This is a genomic window from Laceyella sediminis, from assembly GCF_003003125.1.
Classification (GTDB): domain Bacteria; phylum Bacillota; class Bacilli; order Thermoactinomycetales; family Thermoactinomycetaceae; genus Laceyella; species Laceyella tengchongensis.
On the sequence record NZ_PVTZ01000005.1, the window covers coordinates 1 to 18,907 of the forward strand.

16 protein-coding genes and 1 rRNA gene are annotated in these 18,907 nt (G+C 51.1%); 1 reads left to right on the forward strand and 16 read right to left on the reverse strand.

Annotated features, from left to right (window positions below):
* From CLV36_RS07370 to CLV36_RS07435, 14 genes are all read right to left on the reverse strand, one after another.
* Positions 1 to 73, reverse strand: a 23S ribosomal RNA gene (locus CLV36_RS07370); the annotation flags it as partial.
* A gap of 857 nt (positions 74 to 930) precedes the next feature.
* Positions 931 to 1,971: a cytochrome d ubiquinol oxidase subunit II gene (locus CLV36_RS07375; protein WP_106342221.1), complete on the reverse strand. Its 1,041-nt coding sequence runs from the start codon at positions 1,969 to 1,971 to the stop codon at positions 931 to 933.
* The gene (locus CLV36_RS07380; RefSeq protein WP_106342357.1) at positions 1,955 to 3,325 is read right to left on the reverse strand and encodes a cytochrome ubiquinol oxidase subunit I; all 1,371 of its coding nucleotides are present in this window, start codon (positions 3,323 to 3,325) and stop codon (positions 1,955 to 1,957) included. Before CLV36_RS07380 ends, CLV36_RS07375 begins: the two co-directional genes overlap by 17 nt.
* Before the next feature lie 345 nt (positions 3,326 to 3,670).
* Positions 3,671 to 4,915, reverse strand: coding sequence for a dihydrolipoamide acetyltransferase family protein (locus CLV36_RS07385; RefSeq protein WP_106342222.1), 1,245 nt, complete (start codon positions 4,913 to 4,915; stop codon positions 3,671 to 3,673).
* A gap of 15 nt (positions 4,916 to 4,930) precedes the next feature.
* Positions 4,931 to 5,911 (reverse strand): alpha-ketoacid dehydrogenase subunit beta, encoded by a 981-nt coding sequence (locus CLV36_RS07390; protein ID WP_284724425.1) that lies wholly within the window; start codon positions 5,909 to 5,911, stop codon positions 4,931 to 4,933.
* The gene (gene pdhA, locus CLV36_RS07395; protein WP_245888313.1) at positions 5,908 to 6,987 is read right to left on the reverse strand and encodes a pyruvate dehydrogenase (acetyl-transferring) E1 component subunit alpha; all 1,080 of its coding nucleotides are present in this window, start codon (positions 6,985 to 6,987) and stop codon (positions 5,908 to 5,910) included. The genes CLV36_RS07390 and pdhA overlap by 4 nt, the downstream gene beginning before the upstream one ends.
* The gene (locus CLV36_RS07400) at positions 6,984 to 8,156 is read right to left on the reverse strand and encodes a Leu/Phe/Val dehydrogenase (protein ID WP_245888314.1); all 1,173 of its coding nucleotides are present in this window, start codon (positions 8,154 to 8,156) and stop codon (positions 6,984 to 6,986) included. The genes pdhA and CLV36_RS07400 overlap by 4 nt, the downstream gene beginning before the upstream one ends.
* Positions 8,157 to 8,479: 323 nt before the next feature.
* Positions 8,480 to 9,274 (reverse strand): enoyl-CoA hydratase-related protein, encoded by a 795-nt coding sequence (locus CLV36_RS07405; protein WP_106342223.1) that lies wholly within the window; start codon positions 9,272 to 9,274, stop codon positions 8,480 to 8,482.
* Between the two features lie 15 nt (positions 9,275 to 9,289).
* Positions 9,290 to 10,063, reverse strand: a complete 774-nt coding sequence (locus CLV36_RS07410) for an enoyl-CoA hydratase-related protein (protein WP_106342224.1) — start codon at positions 10,061 to 10,063, stop codon at positions 9,290 to 9,292.
* A gap of 242 nt (positions 10,064 to 10,305) precedes the next feature.
* Positions 10,306 to 10,572, reverse strand: coding sequence for an AbrB/MazE/SpoVT family DNA-binding domain-containing protein (locus CLV36_RS07415; protein WP_022736964.1), 267 nt, complete (start codon positions 10,570 to 10,572; stop codon positions 10,306 to 10,308).
* A 105-nt stretch (positions 10,573 to 10,677) separates the two neighbouring features.
* Complete coding sequence (locus tag CLV36_RS07420) at positions 10,678 to 11,712, reverse strand: anti-sigma factor domain-containing protein (RefSeq protein ID WP_106342225.1); 1,035 nt, start codon at positions 11,710 to 11,712, stop codon at positions 10,678 to 10,680.
* 25 nt (positions 11,713 to 11,737) lie between these two features.
* Positions 11,738 to 12,448 carry a sigma-70 family RNA polymerase sigma factor gene (locus CLV36_RS07425; RefSeq protein ID WP_102993239.1) on the reverse strand — a complete coding sequence of 237 codons (711 nt, stop codon included), beginning with the start codon at positions 12,446 to 12,448 and terminating at the stop codon, positions 11,738 to 11,740.
* Between the two features lie 279 nt (positions 12,449 to 12,727).
* Positions 12,728 to 14,677: an AMP-binding protein gene (locus CLV36_RS07430; RefSeq protein WP_106342226.1), complete on the reverse strand. Its 1,950-nt coding sequence runs from the start codon at positions 14,675 to 14,677 to the stop codon at positions 12,728 to 12,730.
* A gap of 174 nt (positions 14,678 to 14,851) precedes the next feature.
* Positions 14,852 to 16,258, reverse strand: coding sequence for an amino acid permease (locus tag CLV36_RS07435; RefSeq protein ID WP_106342227.1), 1,407 nt, complete (start codon positions 16,256 to 16,258; stop codon positions 14,852 to 14,854).
* Between the two features lie 322 nt (positions 16,259 to 16,580).
* Between CLV36_RS07435 and CLV36_RS07440 the strand changes: the two genes are divergently transcribed.
* A complete protein-coding gene (locus CLV36_RS07440) occupies positions 16,581 to 17,297 on the forward strand; it encodes an alpha/beta hydrolase (RefSeq protein WP_106342228.1) in 717 nt (238 codons plus the stop codon).
* A 45-nt stretch (positions 17,298 to 17,342) separates the two neighbouring features.
* Here CLV36_RS07440 and CLV36_RS07445 read toward each other — a convergent pair whose 3' ends face one another.
* Positions 17,343 to 18,374, reverse strand: coding sequence for a glycine-rich domain-containing protein (locus CLV36_RS07445; RefSeq protein WP_106342229.1), 1,032 nt, complete (start codon positions 18,372 to 18,374; stop codon positions 17,343 to 17,345).
* 95 nt (positions 18,375 to 18,469) lie between these two features.
* Positions 18,470 to 18,886, reverse strand: coding sequence for a BrxA/BrxB family bacilliredoxin (locus tag CLV36_RS07450; RefSeq protein ID WP_102993901.1), 417 nt, complete (start codon positions 18,884 to 18,886; stop codon positions 18,470 to 18,472).
* Between the last annotated feature and the right edge of the window lie 21 nt (positions 18,887 to 18,907).

Here is an 18,907-nt window from a genome sequence, read left to right on the forward strand (position 1 = left end):
TATCGGAGTTCGTCCCGTCCTTCATCGGCTCCTAGCGCCAAGGCATCCACCGTGTGCCCTTAGTAGCTTAACCTACTAGGTTTATTCGGCATATCGCTATGCCGCTCGGTATCTCCTCGGTGATTTGCAACATCGACGGTCAAAGAAGGATCTCCTTCTTAACCTCGTTGCTTTATTCCATATCTAATTTTCAAGGTGCGTTTTCTATTTGTGATCACCGCATCGCGGCGACAAGGATTAATTTATCACATACATAAAAAAACTGCAAGCTTTTTTTTATAAATTTTTTCTGGGTACAAAGCAATGGGACTTCCGCAAGCTCACCCCGTCGCAATGCATACTCTGCGCATGATAAAAGCCACAACCTTTGAAACGGAAAAGGCTGTGGCCCGCCCACCTGACTGAACCGCGCTTAGATGTTATTCGCCACACTATTGGCTCCGCCACTTTCGATGAGTCTACCTCTTCCGCCTCTTCCCCTTCTTCTACACACCAAAATAACGGATTCCCCTCGGTTTAACCGAATTGTTCGGGTGGACCCGCTTCCGCGTCCGCAAGTGACATTGGCGGAGCTGTTTCCACATTGGACCCTCACTGTGTCCCCACGCTGCAATCCAACGATTCTTGGACGGAACCTCAATCGACCGCATCTTACAAACGCGATTTCGCCACGGCGCAAACGAACGTCAAATTCCTCTCTCCGGTTTGGACGCAAAAGAATATGCCTCACTTGGGAGTGAGTCAGCTCAGAAGTTCTGATCATTTCACTTTGGCCTCCTATTTATTTGCTATACCATACTCTATAAAAGGAAGCAGGAATTTGACTCCGCCATACGTCTAGTTTAATGGAGAAAACTTAAAAATGGGTCACTGCAACCTATTTTCAAGCATCAGACACTATCAGACAAACAAGGCGCCGCCAACTCCAAGTCAGGGCCGCCTCTCTCCCTGCAAATAGCGCTTGTCTTTCATAAAGAGCCTCCAGAAAATGATAAATCCGGGTAACAAAATGGCCAGCCCCATCGCAAACACTTTTAGCAACGAATAAAAAGTGTTGATTTGGGTGAATGCCTCGTTAACAGTCAAATACGGATAAATGATATAGGGCAAATGTGCCGCTCCATAAGCGAAAGTGGCAATAGCATATTGGATGGCAACGGCGATGACCGCCACTCTCGGCCGGCCCACCTTTCCCCCCGGCGTCTTCCACCATAGCGCCAAGTACCCGATCAAAAATGCGAGAATCGACCACACATACCATACCTTAAATTCTTGCAGGCGCTTCAGCAGCCAAAATGCTTCCGGCTCCAATGTGTACAGCGTGAAGACAGCCACCAACAACGTGATCGGCCCGAACACAATCGCATGCTTGCGGTACGCGGCATAAGCTTCCTCATCTCCCGATTCTCTCGAGTAGTCGGCCAAAAAGAGCGCCGCCAGGAACAATTCCGAAGTCAAACCGAACAGGATATACAGATATACAGACGGGCTGGTTACCAATTTGTCAAACAAAAGCAGTTCCCGCCCATCTGCCCTTTGGACAAAACCGCCTTGCGTGACAGGCAACGCACTGATTAACAAGGCGGGGATGAACAGCGCGGTGATCCCAGACACCGCTTGGAGCAGCCGTTGATATCCTTCTACATAATAAGCGAAGACCATAAAGGAACTGCGGATGGTGATCAATAGCAATATGACACTGACCGGAACAATCAAAACGTTGCCTAGCATGTAGGCCGCGCGAGGAAAAAAGCCAACGCTCATGACCACCAACAAAACCAAGATGGTGTTGGTCACTTCCCATGTCGGCGACAGGAATCGATTGGCGATTTTGCCCGCTTGCGTTTGTTGGTTTCCGTATACCATCGCCCAAAAACTGGCGCCAAAATCAATGGAGCCTGCCATGCTGTAGATATAAAGTACAACCCAAACAGCAAGAATGGCGACAGAGGGTTCAATGGGTTGGACCATGGGCATTCACTCCTAACTCTCGGTTAAGCCGATGTAAATCTTGTGCCAAGGGATGGCGACGGAAATAGCGAATCATTACCACCGCCACGATCGTGGCCAAGAAGAGATAGACCAAGGTGAAGAGAACAAACAACACGCCTAAATTTTCCGCTTTGGTAGCTGCTTCGGCCGTGGTTTGAATGCCGTAAATGGTCCATGGCTGTCGGCCACTGCAACTGAAAATCCAACCGAATTCGATCGCGAGCATGGACAGTGGACCAGCCGCGACTAAACACCTGAGCAACCACTCCGGCCAATTCCTTGTACCGCGTTTCCGACGCCAATAAACATACAATCCCAACGCGGCCAACACTAGCAACAACATGCCTAATCCCACCATCACATTGAACAGGGTGTGCGTGTAAGCCGGCGGCCATGTCTCACGTGGAAAATCATTTAATCCCTTCACTTCCGTATCAAAACGATCGCCCGCCAGCACGCTCAGCATGTAAGGAATCTCCACTCCATAACGAATTTCTTTCTTTTGATAATCGACATACCCACCCACAGCCAACGGCGCATAGCGCTGGGTTTCAAACAAACCCTCAGCTGCGGCCAGCTTTTCCGGGCTATAACGGTGCAAATTTTGTGCTGAACCGTGTCCGGACATAGCCGTAAGAAAAGAGAAAATGAAGGCGACGACAAGTGACAAGAGCAACGCCTTGTGATGAACGCTCTGCTCCTCTTCCCGCCTGTCTTTCAACAAACGATACGCGGCGACCGACACCACGACAAATGCCCCGGTCATCAGGGCGCTGACCACGACATGATAGGCGCTACCGAAAAAGCTGGGGTTGAAAAATGCTTTCCACGGATTGACATCCGTAATCGTGCCGTCCGCTCGCATGGTAAAACCGGCGGGCGTGTTCATCCACGTATTGGCTGAAGTGATCAACACGGCAGAAGCAGTGGCTCCCAATGCGACTAGGAACACGGAGACCACTCGAAACGCCGGGGGCAAGCGATCAGCTGCGTACACATAGATGGATAAAGCCAATGCCTCTAGGAAAAAGGCGAAAATCTCCACCTGAAACGGTACCGAGATGACCTGGCCCACGATCTTCATAAATCCGGGCCACAACAAGCTAAGCTGCACAGCTACGATGGTTCCGCTGGGGATAGCCACGCCTAACAAAATGGCGACCGATTTGGTCCAGCGTTTAGCCATGACACTGTAATGAATATCTTTTTTCCACCAATAAAGAAATTCGCTAAGAAACACCATCGCCGAAATCCCGATTCCCAATGTGGCGAAAATGATGTGAAATGCGAGGGATGTCCCAAAAAAAGCGCGCGCCAGCGTAACTGTATCCATTGGCATAACCGCCCTTCCTGCCAAATAATGTAACCTTATTCTTGGCAGTCCGCTCGTTTTTATGCAAAAGCGGACGGCAATTCATGTCCTTTCTGATGGAGTTGACTGGCGCGCCTTGGAAGTCACCTTGCAGTCACCTCGCCCGCGTAGAAACTAGACGGAGAAATGCGACCGCATTGTCTCAATGCCCGGATCGATGACATGGTTCGTACAATACGCGAGGAGTGTAGAAGTAGGCATTCCCTTTGCTCCTTCGTTGCCCACGCGATTGCACAACGCATCATGCATGCAAAAAACACCGCCTTCGCAGATAAGGCGATGTCCACACGATAACAAATTCGATTGTCATATCAGCTCTTGCAACAACCGTCCGGGGTCTTTCGTAAACGTTTCAAGAGTCTGGATGAACCGGATGGCATCGGCCCCATCGACCACACGATGGTCAAAGCTCAAGGATATGTTCATCCGCCAGCCCACGGTCAATTGCCCCTCTTTCACAAACGGCTTTTGTTCAATCGGATGAAGCGCCAAAATCGCCACTTCTGGGGGATTAATAATGGGAGTGGCCCAAGTCCCTCCTAGCGCCCCTGCATTGCTGATCGTGAAAGTGCTCCCTTTCATCTGCTCCGGCAACAGCTTCCCTGCCCGTGCTGCTTGAGTCAATTCATCAAGCTCCCGCGCCAATTGCTCCATCGTTTTCCGTTCGACCTGTCGCAATACGGGAACCAGCAACCCTTTGGGCGTGTCGGCCGCAATACCCAAATGAACGGTATGGTGCTGCCGAACCATTTGCGTCTCTTCTATGAAGTGGGCGTTAAATTGAGGATGGCGCTTTAGAGTGTGCGCGACCAACTTGCTGATGATGGCTAGATAGGAAAGACGAGGTGAGCCCTCTTCTCGCTCTGTCATGCGGCGCTGGCGCCACTCCACCAAGCCATCCACCGCCAATTCGGCGAAGTGCGTCGCATGCGGCTTGCGAGTCACAGAAAACAGCAAGCGCTCCGCGATCACCTTTCGCACCGGAGACAAGCCGGATTCGCTCCACTCGCCGGTTTCCGCTGGGGTCGGCATGATGGATGGTGGCACCATCAACGAACTCTCCGCCTGTGCGACCTTCACGCTTGGTTGTTCGCCATGCATAGCAGCATGGTTGCGCACATCCGCGGCAGTAATCCTCCCATGGGCTCCCGTCCCTTTGACTTCAGTCAGATCAACACCCAGCTCACGGGCAAGCCGGCGTGTCGAAGGAGCAGCCAACACGCGCTTTTTCTTTTGCGGTACGGGTGGCGATGCGTTGGCGTGGGAATCATTCGGTTGGTGCGGAACTTCCTTCGGTTCCTGTTCTCGGCCCGCTTCCGTCCCGATCACATACAGCACCTCCCCGACAGGGACGACATCGCCTTCTTTCCATTTTAATTCCGCCATTTTGCCGCTTGCGGGTGCCGGCAATTCTACCACAGCTTTGTCAGTCTGAACTTCTATGACAGGTTGGTTTTCTTCCACTTCGTCTCCTTGTTTGACCAGCCAGCGGACCACCTCGGCTTCAGCCACACCTTCACCGATGTCCGGCAAGCGAAAGGCTAACGACATCCAAGCTCCCTCCTTCTATTCAAACGCCAACACTTGTTCAATCGCTTGGGAAACACGTTTCACATCAGGGCGGAATGCATCTTCCAACGCATACATCGGCACCGGAACATCATAGCCTGTCACCCGCGCAACAGGAGCTTCCAGATAGAGAAAGGCCTGTTCATTGATTAAAGCGGTCAATTCCGCTCCCAGACCCGCCGTTTTCGGTGCCTCGTGCACGATCACTACCCGGCCCGTCTTTTTGACCGATTCAATGATGGTTTCTTCATCTAGCGGATACAAAGAACGCAGATCAATCACGTCACAGGAGACACCTTGTCTCTCCCACTGTAGAGCCGCTTCGGAAGCGACTGGCACCATCGCACCCCAGGCGATCACGGTGAGCTCATCACCTTCGCGCACTTTGCGTGCTTTGCCCAGCGGCACTTCAACCCACCCCTCGGGCACTTCTTCCCGCACCGACCGATACAGCCTCATCGGTTCCAGATAAATGACCGGATCTGGATCGTTGATCGCCGCCAGCAACAATCCTTTGGCATCTCTCGGAGTGGCAGGAGTCACCACTTTCAATCCCGGAATATGAACAAAGAGGCTCTCTGTAGAATCGCAATGTAATTCCGGAGCGCGAATCCCACCGCCATACGGAGCGCGAATCACCAACGAAGCCGGATGGTTTCCTTGCGTGCGGGTACGAAGCCGGGCGGCATGGGTGATGATTTGTTCAATCCCCGGATAGATAAAACTCAGAAACTGGATTTCAGCCACTGGCTTTAGCCCGTTGATGGCCATGCCGATCGATGTGCCGACAATGCCCGCTTCAGCCAGCGGCGTATCGATAACGCGATCATCGCCAAATGTTTCCCATAGCCCTTCCGTCGCTCGGAACACTCCTCCGTTGCGACCCACATCTTCGCCGAGCACGATCACCCGCGGGTCATGCTCCAAGGCCACTCGCAACGCATCGTTGATCGCCTGCACCAATGTTAATTGCTTCATCCCACTTGCCCACCGCCTTGCTCGCATTGTTGCCGTTGCCGCCACTCATTGGGACCCATCTGGGCGTAAACATGCTCAAACATATGGGTTGCTGGGGGTGGGGTAGCCGATTCCGCCTCACGAATGCCCAAGTCGATGCGCTCTTTGCATTCCGCCTCCCAGGCCGACTCGTCCGCATCGGACAACAACCCTTCCGCCTTGAGTAACCGCACATAACGCTGGAGCGGGTCTTTTTGCTCAACCCATTCTTTCACTTCGGCTTCAGGCCGATATCGTTTGGCATCATCCGCCGTGGTATGGGAGCCTTTGCGATATGTGACCGCTTCGATGAGCGTTGGCCCACCCCCCGTTTTCGCTTTCGCCACAGCTTGCCGCATCGCGTCATAAACGGCCAAAACATCATTGCCATCCACACGGACGCCTTCAAATGCATAGGCTGCCGTTTTTTCTGCTACGGTTTCGGTCGCTGATTGCCTGGAGAAAGGCACGCTGATGGCATACCCATTGTTTTGGCAAAACAAGATGACTGGCACTTGAAACACACCCGCAAAATTGCACCCCTCATGAAAATCCCCTTCAGAGGTTGCCCCATCGCCGAAGTAAGCCACAGCCACACTTTCTTCACCTCTGAGCTTGGCGGCCCAAGCTGCACCAACCGCCTGCGGAATCTGGGTCGCAATCGGAACATACGGCGGCATCAAACGGACTCCTTCCGGCGCTTCACATCCCTCTACCCGCCCCATCCAGTACAGGAAGATTTGGGATAAGGGCATGCCGGCAACCATCGCCACCCCATGCTCACGATAACTGGGAAATATCCAATCAGCTTGGGAAAGGGCCAAGGCGCTACCCACTTGGGCCGCCTCCTGCCCTTCCAATGGGGCGTAGGTTCCGATCCGGCCTTGTCGTTGCAACAGGACGGCGCGGCGGTCAAACAGTCTCACCATTGTCATCCAACGGTAAAATTGAAGCTTGCTTTCATCAGGAAGCGCCCGCCAGCAGGAGCGGCCCTGCTCGGTTAAATACCCTTCCGGTGTCACATACTGCACCATCTCTTTATTCAATTGACCGATCACCCGCGTCCCACCTTTCTGTTTTGATTGCGGTCATAGCCGAGGATCATTCTGCGCAAATCCGCGATGTTTTCCATCCGCTCCACGACGATACGGTCGGCAGCACGACATGTTGGAATATTCTCTCTTTTGGAACGTTCGCATATTTCAAGCACCATGTCGTAAATCGCTTTGGTTTTAGCCAGGACGCGCTCCGCCTGGTAGCCTTCCAACTCATCGGCCACTTGGATCAAGCCTCCCGCGTTCACCAGATAATCGGGGGCGTACAAAATACCCCGCGCATGCAGAAGATCACCATGTCGATCCGCCTCCAGCTGGTTGTTGGCGGAACCGACCACAGCTCTACACTGCAATTCGTCAAGGGTGCGATCGTTGATGATCCCGCCCCGGGCGCAAGGCGCGAAAATATCACAGTCCACCTGATGGATGACATCAACCTGACTGATCTCAACCTGTTCTGGCGCCCGCTGTTTCCACTCCGCACAACGCTCTTCGCATAAATCGGCGACAACCACCGACGCGCCTTCCTCCAACAACATCTCCACCAGCTTGCTCCCAACTTTGCCGATTCCCTGCACAGCCACTTTCTTCCCTGCCAGCGACGACGTTCCCCACAGATGCGTCGCAATGGCCCGCATGCCCTGCAACACGCCCAACGCAGTCGGTATCGAAGTGTCTCCGCTCCCCCCATGGGACTGAGGCAGGCCGACAAAAGATGCTGATTCTCTGGCAGCATGAATAAAATCTTCCGGTTCGGTACCCATATCCGTTCCCGTGAAAAACCGGCCGTTTAACCCCCCGACAAACCTGCCGACCGCTCGGAACATCTCCGGAGACTTATCTTCTGCCGGATCACCGATAATCACCATTTTACCCCCGCCAAAGTCCACATCTGCCAAGCCGCATTTATAAGTCATTCCTTTAGAAAGACGCAGGACATCCTCCAGCGCCTCATCTGTTGTTTCATAAGGAATCATCCGACATCCGCCAATGGCCGGCCCCAATGTCGTGTTGTGAATGGCGACAATCGCTTTCAATCCCGTACGCGCATGCCGGCAAAATACCACCTGCTCATGGCCGTGTTCCTCCATCAGAGCGAAAACATCACGCATCTGGGCGATTTCTGCCCGTTTCTCTTTTAGCTCGAGGTGATCCATTTTCAGACTCCCCATGATCAACCATCTCCACTTTATTATTCAAAGTCATGCATGTTGATTAGCCAGTGAAACAGAAGGCGGTTTCCCATGCGAAAATGACCGGGAGCGCTTTATTCAAGCGGCATTGCTGAAGGCTAGGAGAAAGCGGGACAAAATTCTTCTACCCCTGGTTGCCCGCTTTCTCCGCCCAGTAAGCGATACGACTCCCAGACAAAGGCTTAGAAATGCAAACGCAAAACCCGCCTCCGTCAGTATGTTGAATATGGATATGGGTAATCAACACGCCCCTTCAAAAGTTTCTTGTTGATCCATCATATGACACTGTGCTAGCAAAGGGTTTATTTTCCCTTGAATTGTGGCTTTCTTTTTTCCGCAAATGCCTGCACACCCTCCAGGAAATCGTGTGTGCGCCCGGCCAATTCTTGCACCTTGGCCTCAAACTCCAGTGCCTCGCTAAGGCTAGACTCCATCCCGCGGATGATCGCCCGCTTTGTCAAACCGATTGCCACTGTGGGACCTTCAGCCAATTGCCGAGCAAACGCGAACGCCTCATCAAACAATTTTCCCTCTTCGACCATCCGCTCGGCCAAGCCAATGGCAATCGCTTCTTCCGCTTCCACGTCACGGCCACTCATCGCCAGTTCCAACGCCTTGCCCAAGCCTACCAAACGCGGCAGAAAATAGCTTGACCCACTGTCAACCGCCAAGCCGATGCGTACAAACGCTTCAACAAATCGGGTTGATGGAGTGATAAAACGAATATCGCAAGCCAAAGCCAAACTGCAACCGGCTCCCGCCGCCACGCCGTTCACTGCCGCAATCACCGGCTTGTCCAGTCCCGATAGCGTTTCAATCAAAGGGTTGTACCGCTCACGCACACTGTCCCCCAAGGCGAAATGGTCTCCCTTTTTCTGCATGGCGGACCGATCCCCTAGGTCTTGTCCCGAACAAAACGCTTTGCCAGCCCCAGTGATCAGAACGGAACGGATGTCGTCATCTTGGGCCACTTGTTGTAGCACTTCCACCAGCTCCTGGCTCAATTGCTGGTTGATCGCATTGTACACCTTCGGCCGGTTGAGGGTGATCACCCCTACGCCGTCTTGTTTATTCAGTAACACCGTCGCTTCACTCATGATTTGGTTCCTCCCTCATTTCCCTTTGAATTGGGGCTTTCGCTTCTCCATGAAAGCTTTCATTCCTTCCTGCTGGTCTTCCGAAGAAAACAGCAAGTAAAACGCGTGCTGCTCAAACTGCAATCCTTGCTCTACGGTCAATTCTTGCGCTCGGTTGACCGCCTGCTTAGCCAATCGGACGGCGATGGGAGGCTTTTGGGCAATCTCCCCGGCTAAAGCCAATGCTTCTTCCTCCACCTGCCCATCCGGCACAACGCGATTGACCAAGCCCCAAGCTAGCGCCTCGTCTGCCGTCAACATCCGGCCGGTGAGAATCAGCTCCATGGCCTTCGCTTTGCCAATCGCCTTGGTTAACCGCTGAGTACCGCCCGCTCCCGGCATCACGCCGATGTTGATTTCCGGTTGGCCGAACTTGGCCGACTCTCCAGCGATAATCATGTCACAGCACATGGCGAGTTCATTCCCACCGCCTAAGGCATATCCCTTGACTGCGGCGATGATCGGCTTAGCGACCCGACGAATGCGCTCCCAATCGGCAAAATAAGGCCGGTTGACAAAGTCGACCGCATCCATGCCGGCCAACTCCTGAATGTCAGCGCCAGCAGCAAACGCTTTGTCTCCGCCGGTCAAGACAATCGCGCGCACCCCGTCTTCCCGATCCAACTCTTCCAACAGATCGGCCAGCCGTTTCACCAATGCTTGGTTCAAGGCGTTTAGCACATGCGGCCGGTGCAAACGGAGCAATGCAACATGGTCTTTGGTTTCAACCATTATGCGCGCTTCGCTCATTTTGTCCCTCCTCCATCTTCCATTCATCCTAATCTGGTGTTTACTCAGCTTAGATATGTTGGAAGCGATTACAAATAAACTATTTTAAAAAAACTCTCTTTTCTGATGATACGATTTTATTTTACCAAACAAGCGATTGTTTGTCAGTTTGTTACACAACAGCTGTCCAGCATCACAGTACAAAAGCCTAGCGCTTCTAGGCACCATGAAAAAAGGCACCCCTTTCAAGGGTGCCTTGCCATTTATCTTTGCTCTCCGGATGCCAACACATATTTGGCGGTTTCTTCAACGCATTCTTCGCAAATGATTTTTTCTCGGAAATAAAAGAGTTTATCGGCGTTTCCGCATAAGACGCATGTGGGGTTATATTTTTTTAAGACAATACTATTATTGTCAACATATATTTCCACCCCGTCATGGGGATTGATGTTCATCATATCCCTCAATTCTTTGGGCAAAACGATGCGTCCTAGGTGGTCTACTTTCCGAACGATCCCGATTCCCTTCATAGGTTGGCCCCTCTCTTTTCTGTTGAAGCTGGTGGGAGGTGTCAGCTTGCAACTGAAAATGCGAGCCTTGCCGTGGACTAGGCTGGTATCGGACGGTGTAATGTACTATGGCGTCTTTTGCGTCGATCCAGTGTTCGTGTCGGTGCTTTGTGATGTGTCCGTATTGGTATTGTTATCCGTTGGCGGTTGATTTGTCCCGCCTGTGTCACCCGTACCCGAATGATCTTGCTCAGGATGCTCGTTATTCGGCTCAGGTTGCGGTTCTTGTGTTGGTTCATCCTGATTGTTCGGCGTTGTGGCCGGTGGCTTCGGCTCATCTGTCGTGCGCGGTTCCTGTTTAGGTTCGGTTGCCTTCGGATGCTCTTTCTCTATGATGTCCACAAGCTCCGGCAACACCTCTGGTTTATTCAACATCTCAGAAACAGGCGGCACTTCCAACGCCAGCTCTGTCAATGGCGTTTCTTCCATCTCTTCAGCTTCCAATTGTTTGCCTTCTTTTTTAGCTATCAGCCAAGCGGTGTACTTCACAGGAGACAAGCCAAATTGGCTTGCTTTGCTTTTCACTTTTTTGGGAACGACTAACGAACGCACTTCCAATTGCAAATTTTCCTGCTTGCTTTTGTTGTCCAGGATCGTTTTGAGATGATCCAGCGTTTCTTCACTATTTTTCTCTTCTTTATAACCGGACAACACCACTTGGTCTTTTTGTTGCACATAGCCGTGTTGCTTGGCTTTTCCCAAGAAGTCGATGACGAATTGGTTGAGGCTCTCTTTTTTCCATTCTTCCCCATCCAATAATTGTTTAGCTGCCTTGTTCAGCGGATGGAGTTCCACTATATTGCGCTCTTCATCTATGCCGATTTCCACACTCGGATTCACATCAACATAAATGTATGTTTGAGCATCGACCCGATCCGGAGCCATCTGCGGCAAAATGAAAAACATCCCCAGTACGGCGGCGGCTGCAACGGAGACAAATGCCGGGACAAGCCTCCGGCGATTGCGCTTCGTCGCTTGGAAAGTGATTTCCTCCCCAACCACTAAGGAAGGATTGGTTCTTGGTACTTTGATAAAATCGCCTTCTGGGGTGAGCACAATCCAATGCCGTGATTGCACTTCCATTATAATTCCTCTGTGCATAGGTCCGCCCCCCCTTTCTTCCCCGTCACAATCCAATATAACTTCGCAACAAACCAAGATCCTCCACTCGAACAATCGTCAACGCGATCAAATAATCGCGGTGCCTGCTCAGCGTTCGGCGATGCATGCCTAAAGCTTTAGCCAATTCTTTGTCAGGTCTTTTCTGTGTATAAAATTTATGTAGCAAGCTTTGATCCGCTACAAGCTGTCTGGCTATCTGGAAGAGATTTTCACGCGTGTCACGATGCTTGGGCTTTTTCTTGGCCAAATCATTCAAGCTGATGTCGAATTTGGCTAGAGCTTTGATGAAAATTTCAATTTCCATCCTGCGCATGCGATCCAACTCTTCATTGTTATGCCTTTCAAAGGATACGGATACAAGTTCTTGATTTTGGTTTTCATCAGCCCGTGTGCCAGTCCCGCCCATCGGCAACACTCGATGATGCTTGCCCTCTTGACGGAAATAATCGACTAGGCGGCGCTGGATTACTTTGTAAGCGAAGGATAAAAATGAAGCGTTAAAATCAGGTTTAAATTTCTCCAACGCTTCATCCAACGCCCGATAAGCAATCATATACTCATCATCTTGCTGCGTTATCACTCTCCGGCATACCCGGGAAGCGATTCGACGAACGTGAGGTTCCAATTCACGCAACAAATCGTCTCTCTGTTCAGGAGAGTGAGCAGTTTGCACCTGTAACACACGTGCTTCTAAATCTGTAGTTCCCCGGAACATGCAATACCGACACCTCTCCCTATCTATTTATTCGCATCGTCTCCCTTTTTTTGTGTCTCTCTTCGCGGAAGCAAAATCATTTTACCATGTTTGCCCACATATTTGACTAATTAAAAGTAAGATTTTTTAAAAACATAAAATAATCAACCCGTTTATTTTCGGGCATGCTAAAAGAAATTGGTTCCCTTTAATAGGAAACCAACGATTTTTACAAATTATTTAAAAATGAGTCGAAAAAGCACCCCAGTGTCCAAACATTCTGCCCCTATAGATCGATCTTCAGTCTATGTGATTATCTCCCATTTTTCGTATGATTTCAACAGCTGTATGATTCTCCAAAGACGATAAATCCCCAGTCTCCCGCCCCAGATAGGCGCTTCGGATGACGCGGCGCAAGATCTTACCGTTTCGTGTCTTCGGCAACTCGTCGACGAAAAGAACGCGTTTCGGCTTCAATGCTTTCCCCATCTTCTCGCCAACAAAGTGAATCAACTCCCGTTCCATCTCCTCTCCCGTGTCCGGCTCCGCTTTCAACACGACAAAACACACCGCGCATTCGCCTTTGACCGAATCTGGAACACCGATGGTGGCCGCTTCTAAAACAGCTGGATGATCCACCAGTACCGACTCCATTTCCGCAGGTCCCATTCGTTTGCCGGCGATGTTGAGGGTGTCGTCTGAACGCCCCGTGATAAACCACTGCCCTTCTTCATCAATGGCCACCCAATCCCCATGCACCCATGTTTGGGGCCAACGCCGCCAATACGCCTCTTCATAACGGTCGTCATCCTGCCAAAAGCCGCTGGTCATGCCGACCCAAGGCTGGCGCAACACCAACTCGCCCACTTCGCCGCGCACCGGTTTTCCCTGTTCATCCCACACATCGGCATCCATCCCTGGCAAAGGGCCGGCAAAACCGCACGGTGCAATCGGCTTGAAAAAGTGATTGCCCAAGATGCCCCCTGACACCTCTGTTCCGCCTGAGTAGTTGAAAATGGGGATCCGCTTTCGCCCCACTTGTTCAAACAGCCACATCCACGGCTCTGGATTCCATGGTTCGCCAGTGGAACCGAACACCCGGAGCGAGCTCAAGTCGTTCCCTTCCAGCCACGATTCCCCTTCTTTCATCAAAGAACGGATCAAGGTTGGGGATATGCCCAAGTGCGTCACCCCATGCCGCTCGACTAATTGCCACAACCGATTTGGCTGGGGATAGTCAGGAGTGCCTTCGTACAACAGCATGGTGCTACCCATCAGCAATGAGCCAAACACCATCCACGGCCCCATCATCCAACCCATATCCGTCACCCAGAACAGCACATCTCCAGGCCCCACATCAAAAGCGTACCCCGCATCAAATGCGGCTTTGAGCGGGAAACCGCTGTGGGTGTGAACCGTTCCTTTCGGTTTGCCCGTGGTGCCAGAAGTATAGATGATCATTAACGGCTCACTGGCATCGGTATCGACGGGTGGAAGCGGTTCCATCTTTTTCATCAACTCATCCCAACTTACATCCCGGGAATCATGCCAAGGACACGCTCTCCCCAGCCTCCGCACCACAATCACCTTTTCAATCGATGGAGACAATTGCGCAGCCCGGTCAGCTTCTTCTTTCATCGCCACCATCTTGCCGCGGCGCTTGTAACCGTCCGCCGTAATGAGCCACTTCGCTTCACAGCCTTGAATTCGAGTCGCCACCGCTTCCGCGCCGTAACCAGAAAAACACGGGGTGAAAATCGCGCCGAGCCGGGCAATCGCCAGCATCGCCACCACATTCTCCACGATCATGGGCAGATACAACGCGACCCGGTCACCCCGTCGGACGCCCAATTCACGTAACCCGCGAGCGCAACAGTTCACCTCACGCAACAATTCGCGGTACGTCAGTTTCTCCGTCGAGCCGTCGTCGCCTTCCCAGATCAGGGCAAGCTGGTTGCGTCTAGCTGGATCTTCCGCAAACCGATCTAGCGCGTTGGCAGAGATATTCAACCTCCCCCCGACAAACCAGCGCGGCCAAGCGATGCCTCGCTCCAAATCGACTGCTTTTGTGTAAGGTACCGTCCAAGCAAGCGACATGTCTTTGGCTACTTCATTCCAAAACCAACCAATATCCTTAATTGACGCTTGGTAAAATGCATCATAATCTTCATACCCCAACTTCTGCATCAGACGATAAAGCCTTGTCTGCTCGATCATCTCCCGCTTGGGAAACCAAACCGGTTTATACATGGTACCACTCCATTTCCCACATGAAATATCAGGGCTCGTTGTACATTCATTTTAACTTTCCAATTGAAAAATCACAATATTGAATGATTTTAGTCTTTAATTACACAAAAAAAACACCCCCTGTCTGTATGCCAGGGAGTGTTACGCACTGGAAAGGTGATTTGCCTAATCAATTTATTCGGTTACTCGCTTCTCTTGCAATGCGGCGAATTTTTTTCTGAAGAACAAGAAATACACAATGTAGCAGATGATGATCGCCGGCACGCCGAAGGTAATCGCACTGCGGGTGGCAGGATCAAACCACTGGCTCACCAAGACCACCAAGTTGATCACAAAGGCCAAGATCGGCACAATCGGGAACAGCGGAGTCTTAAATTTCAGATCTTCCACTTTCCCACCTTCTTTCACATATTTGATGCGGAAGAAGAATTGGGATGCGGCAATCGACATCCAAGCTAGCACCGCCGTCACTCCGGCGATGGAAAGCAAGCTCATGTAAATGGTGTCTTCTGCGAAACGGTAGGACAACAGGGACAGACAGGCAAAGCCCATGCTGAGGATCAACGCATTAAGCGGCACACCCTTCTTGGTCACTTTGCCGAATATCGGGCTCGCCATGCCATTGTGTGACAAGGAGTACAACATCCGGGTCGTCGCGTATAATCCGGAGTTGGCAACAGACAACAGCGCCATCAAGATGACGAAGTTCATTACGTCCGCAGCGTAAGGAATGCCCAGCTTCTCAAATGCTACGACAAAGGGGCTTTCCATCACACCGGCTTCTTTCCATGGAATCAAGCCAGCCAACACAAAAATCGCTAAACCGAAGAAAAGAATCGTACGCCAGACGGTTTGATTGATTGCCCGTGGGATGGTCTTATCGGGATTCTCACTCTCTCCCGATGCGATCCCGATCAATTCAGTTCCTTGGAATGAAAAGTTTACCGCCAGCATGGTCATCAAGACCGCACCAAATCCATTGGGGAACAAGCCGTCTTTCGTAAAGTTATTCAGCATCGGAGCAGCTTCTCCGCCTTTCAACGTGATCAAGCCGAACATTGCCGCTCCACCCAGGATGATAAAGACAATAATCGTTAACACTTTAATGCTGGAAAACCAAAATTCCGTCTCCGCGAAGCCCCTTGCAGAGAAAGCGTTTACAACGAACAGAATAATTCCGAACACCAAACACCATACCCATAGGGAAACATCAGGAAACCAACGATCCATCAACATTCCGATTGAGATCAATTCGAGCGCCACAGTTACCGCCCAGCCGAGCCAATACAGCCAGCCGATGGTGAAACCAGTCGCTGGATTGATAAATCTTGTCGTATAATCTTGGAATGATCCCGCAACAGGATAAGCGACGGCCAACTCCCCCAAACACAGCATGATCAGGTACATGCTCAAACCACCGATGAGGTAAGATAATACCGCGCCAAATGGACCGGCTTGCCCCACGGTATATCCCGTGCTCAAAAAGAACCCGGTTCCAATCACGCCCCCAAGGGCAATCATAAACAAGTGGCGGCTTTTCATTGTCCTTTTCAATTCTTGCTGCTGATTAATTTCGTGCATTAATCCTCCTCCTCGTCACTGCAACGCAATCTATCATATGTCGATATTATAATTTTTTTCAAAAAAAGAAAAGGTTCATTTTTATCCAACTCCAATAATTCCTTCATTTTGCCGTTATTATACCCTTTCGTAAGGAATATATTATATTAAAACTTTATTGCTTCGTAGTATAAATATACACGACAACCAAATAAATAATCAATAGGAAATCACTTCAAAAATAGGGTATAGTATTGAATACATATAGCGATTAAAGCTATTTTGACACGATTTATTGGATAAGAACCTGTATAAAATCAATGCAGAAAAGGGCGGAGACAACATGGCAAAACGCACCATTAAGAAAGAATTGGTAACGAGCCGCTGGCTGAATGAAACCAAAGAAATCCTCATCTATCTGCCTCCCGGCCACGAAACATTGACCGACTTGCCGCTGTTGGTGCTACACGACGGGCCCGATTATTTCAACTTGGGCCGCATCGTCACCCAAGCGACGCCATTGATCGAAGCCGGAGAACTTACACCCTTCGCCATGATGGCGATTCCGGTGAACAAAGAGCGCCGCACCAGCGAATATTCACCGATCGGAGAGCGGCAAGCGTCGCATATGAGCATGGTGGTTGAAGAATTGCTTCCCTTGGTGCGGAGCCGTTACCCCATCAGTCCGAAACGGGATGACCTGGTAGTAGGCGGCTCCTCTCTTGGCGGCACCGTCTCATTGCATTTGGCGCTTCAATATCCTGATGTCTGTTCCCGCGTTTTATCCCAGTCAGGAGCATTCCTGCAACAAACCATTGATGAAGTGATGCGGCAACCCAGCCTCTCACACCTTCAGATCTATCAATCGATCGGCTTGTCGGAGACTGCGGTTCCTACACATATGGGCACCCTTGACTTGGTTGCGCGCAATCGCGAAATGAAACGCCATTTGCTTGAAAAAAATGCAAAAGTGGCCTATTACGAGGAAGAGGGAGACCATACATGGGGGTTCTGGCAACGTGAACTTCCCCGTGCCTTGCGCCTATTTTTCGGGCAATAACCAAAAAAGCCATGACAAGTGAGTAAACTTGTCATGGCTTTTTGTTTATGATGAGCTACCGCAACTAGAGCTGGAACAGCTGGAACTGGAGCAACTGGAGTTCCCGGAATCAGAATCACCAGAACCACCAGAATCTCCCCCGTCGTCGATGCTGGCACATCCAAACTCATCCGAGCCGGAGCTCGAATGATTGGCTTTCGCGGACTGTGATTGGAGCCGTGCCAGTTGCGTTGCAAAGTCTTCATCATGATAAGCGGATAAAAACAAAACGCTTGTCAACATGAGCAACGCCTCATTCGATTGCGGTACCAAGCTCTTTCGGTAGCGCTTGAATTTCGTCACAGTGTGTCCTTCTTTGGCGACCGCCCCATCAATTTTGGCCAATTGCCCTTTCAGATACGCGATCAAACATGAAACCAGCTTGGCCACATGCGGTACCTGTTCTTGGGTGCGAGTATTGAAATAGCGGCTCGCAATCTCTTCTACATCATCTTCCTTCAACGCCCAGATCAGCTCACGGCGAAGCGGGTGACGCAAAAAGGCGCCCCATGTCTGCGAACTGTATTTGGTCGGTTTGAACAGGCAGACATAGATCACATCAAACCATGCCCGCTCGTAGGGGTCAGGCGCTTGATCACCATCATTTGGGGAGTGATGCAAGGTGGTTCTTAAGAAACGGCGTGAGAAATCTTCGTATTCGCGGGTAAACATCAGCATCTCATGCCATACTTCATCCACTTCCCGGCTGTACATAGGAACACTCTTCAACAGCGCGGTCATCACCAAGTACCGTTTCCACTCAAACCAGCGGTTTTCCCATTCGGTCAAACCCACTTTATGCTCGCGGAAAACGCGTTCCTTTACGCGCGCCACATAGGTTTCATCTAACGCGTTATCCAAGTGATCGATGAGCGCTTTCAATTCTTGCGCAAACTCTTCACTGTGCTCTTGCATCCCCAAGTCGGGCAAAATATACGACTGGCTGGGGCGGGGCTTTTTGGCTGAGCGGTACAGCGCATTGACCAAAATGATAATCGCAATGAAAAAGGCCAGTAAAATAAACGCTACTACCTCCACGTAAACCACCCTTTCGCTTTCACTGTCAAAGGCTCCCTCGTCCTGGGGCTTTCAAAAAAGAGAGCACTCCCCGGAAAAACAGGGGAGTCCTCACATCAATCGCAATATTTGTCGTAAGCGTTGGTCAGATTGGCCGCAATCTGTTCAAGCGGCACATTCTCAATCTCATGCCGGTGAACCATATGTACCAGTTGGCCGTCTTTCAACAACGCAAACGACGGAGATGACGGCGGTTGACCTACCAAATAGGAACGGGCCCGCTCCGTCGCTTCGCGGTCTTGGCCGGCAAACACCGTATACCAATGATCGGGAACTTTATCATGTTTCAACGACAGCGCGACGGCAGGACGAGCCAAACCGGCAGCACAGCCGCACACCGAGTTGATCACGAGCAAGGTGGTTCCTTTGGCACCTTCCCCTTTCAGCGCCTCATCCACTTCTTCAGGGGTGCGCAACTCCTTCACACCGATTGAAGTCAACTCATCGCGCATATGTTGAACCATTGTCTGCATTTGTTGCAAGTAGAAGTTTTC